The sequence below is a fragment of the Mesorhizobium sp. M7A.F.Ca.US.002.01.1.1 genome, assembly GCF_004022955.1.
GTDB classification, from domain to species: domain Bacteria; phylum Pseudomonadota; class Alphaproteobacteria; order Rhizobiales; family Rhizobiaceae; genus Mesorhizobium; species Mesorhizobium ciceri.
Genome location: NZ_RZQE01000854.1, coordinates 1 through 1,381, shown reverse-complemented (window position 1 = coordinate 1,381; position 1,381 = coordinate 1). Strand labels below are relative to the sequence as shown.

The 1,381-nt window shown below is 57.3% G+C and carries 1 protein-coding gene and 1 pseudogene; one reads left to right on the top strand and one right to left on the bottom strand.

What is annotated here, in order from left to right:
• Nucleotides 1–63: 63 nt before the first annotated feature.
• Nucleotides 64–996 (bottom strand): RHS repeat-associated core domain-containing protein, encoded by a 933-nt coding sequence (locus EN932_RS38295; RefSeq protein WP_164766179.1) that lies wholly within the window; start codon nt 994–996, stop codon nt 64–66.
• Between the two features lie 89 nt (nt 997–1,085).
• On the opposite strand from EN932_RS38295, the pseudogene EN932_RS36145 reads away from it, so the two are divergent.
• Nucleotides 1,086–1,381, top strand: a pseudogene (locus EN932_RS36145) (response regulator transcription factor); the annotation flags it as partial.

The window sequence follows — 1,381 nt, the reverse complement described above, 5'->3', positions numbered from 1 at the left end:
GAAATTTACCTACTATATCTACTATATCCACTTTTTGTTTTCCCGTTACGACCCATCGCCGGCTTAATATTTGACGCCCAGAGAATTCATCACGCTGCGACACGATGAACACGGTCCCATTTGCGCCCCTGTCGGTCCAGGCAGGGTCCTGCCGATGGATGCGGTACCTACCGACAGGTTCTGGGGGTTTTCTCCTGCATTCATTGCTTTTGATATAGCGTCAATTTCGCCGCAACAGCCATGCGCTTGTGATTTTTGTGTCACATTTGCGAGCGCCTCGTCCACTGTCGAATTTGTTGATCGCTGAACCCCAAGTTTTTCAGCGGCCCGCAAACTTAGTCCTGGATAGGCAGCGCCGGTTTCGGACGATACCGCGAATGATGCCGCTCCCTGCTTAACCCCCAAAGATTCGGCAGAGAGCGCCGCTTTTGACGCAAGTGTTTTGGCTATCGTCAACTCAGAAACGGTAGCGAGCGCCTTAACCCCAAGCCCGCCTGGTATGACGCCAAAAACGCCATCAGCTGTATCGGCTCTTCCTGATCTGCTAAGGTTGTATTTTCCCAAGGCCTTTCGGGTAACTTCCGGTGAAGCGCCATCTAATACGCTGAGGTCACCGTCGGCGTTTCGGAGAGCTGACGCCAGCCTGTCCGCTTGCTTGTCCTGTTCACGGGCTTGCTTCTCTGCCGCCGCTCTGTCCTTGGCGACTTGCGCGGATGATGGTGTGCTAGCGACGTGCCCGTTGTTGTCGGCGTTATTGACCGGATCGTTCTGGGCATACGCATACCGGTTGGTGCCGACGCCTGCTTTGGTCGGATCCCAGTCATCCGGTGAAATAAACCGCCCCAGCACCGGGTCCATGTACCGAGCATTGAGATACAGCAGGCCGGTCTCGGGATCGAAGCGTTCGCCGATGTAGTTCTTCTGCGTCTGGAAGCCGGTGTTGAGGCTTTCGCCATAGGTGGCGTAGCTGGTGGCGTCGACGACGGTGCCCGACATGTCGGTGACTTGGCGCACCGAGGCGAGATGTTCGCGGTGCAGGAAGTATTTGGTGGTGTCGACGACCTTGATGTCGGGATGCGGATAGCGCGATCTATGTGCCGGAAACCTATGAAGGCCGGCCGCCGGACGCCGACAGCGCCGACCGCGCCGACATGGTGCAGCGCCTGTCGACACTGACGCCGCAACAGCTGCGCGTGCTGCAGATGCTGCGCCAGGGCCTGCTCAACAAGCAGATCGCCTATGAGCTGCAGGTGGGCGAAACCACGGTGAAGGCGCATGTCTCCGAAATCCTGCGCAAGCTCAATGTCTACAGCCGCACGCAAGCGGTGATCGAGGTTTCGAAGCTGGACAATGCGGAGTTGTTTCGCGATCAGGCTGGGTT

Bases quoted from the DNA above. Each gene is read 5' to 3' on its own strand.
- EN932_RS38295 (WP_164766179.1), bottom strand. From the start codon at position 996: ATGTCGGGCACCGTCGTCGACGCCACCAGCTACGCCACCTATGGCGAA.